Source organism: Oleiphilus sp. HI0079 (genome assembly GCF_001635105.1).
Genome location: NZ_LWFT01001410.1, coordinates 1 through 765, shown reverse-complemented (window position 1 = coordinate 765; position 765 = coordinate 1). Strand labels below are relative to the sequence as shown.

The following is a 765-nucleotide window of genomic DNA, read 5'->3' as shown; positions in this document are numbered from 1 at the left end:
GGGCGATATTATGGCCGTGCTAGAGGCTCTTAAGCAGGCTGGAGCATTGAAAGCGGATCTAGTGGTGATCTAAATGATTCAGACACCAGATGTTTCAAACTATAACGACCTGAACGCTCTGCAGAATTTAAAATCTGCAAGGCACAAGGACAGTCGTGAAGGCATCAAGGCCGTCGCCGAACAGTTTGAGTCGATGTTTATATCCATGATGCTGAAATCGATGCGAGACGCGAACAAGACGTTCTCCGAGGGGAATATCCTCTCAAGTAACGACACCGAGTTTTATCAGGAAATGTTTGATTCGCAGATCTCTGTTTCTTTGGCTGGTGCTGGCGATGGAGGCATCGGACTTGCGAAGGTGATTGAACGTCAGTTGTTGGAAAATAAAGGTTTGAAGCAGGAGTCAGGTCTAGAACAAGCACTCAGCATGGCAGACATGTCTACTTATGAACGAAAGGACTTCCCGCGCTTGAACGTCGCTAGATTGGGTGATGCGATGGATGAGGTAGATCAAGTGCTAGATATTGAAGATTCAATAGCGCGGATTCCTGAAGAGCAACACGTCGCAGCGACACCGATCACAGCGTTTTCTTCACCAGAACAATTTGTTGAGGCGCTAGCGCCTATTGCCTCTAAAGTCGAAGCACAAACTGGCATATCCGCGCGCCTCATGCTTGCGCAATCGGCCCTAGAAACAGGTTGGGGCCAGAAGCCTATTTTGAAGGGCGATGGTTCGCCGAGCTTTAATTTGTTTGGCATTAAGGC

The 765-nt window shown here is 48.4% G+C and carries 1 protein-coding gene; it reads left to right on the top strand.

Annotated elements, in window-relative coordinates:
* Window positions 1-73: 73 nt before the first annotated feature.
* A partial coding sequence (locus tag A3750_RS24280) for a rod-binding protein (protein WP_068549021.1) occupies window positions 74-765 on the top strand: 692 nt, incomplete at its 3' end.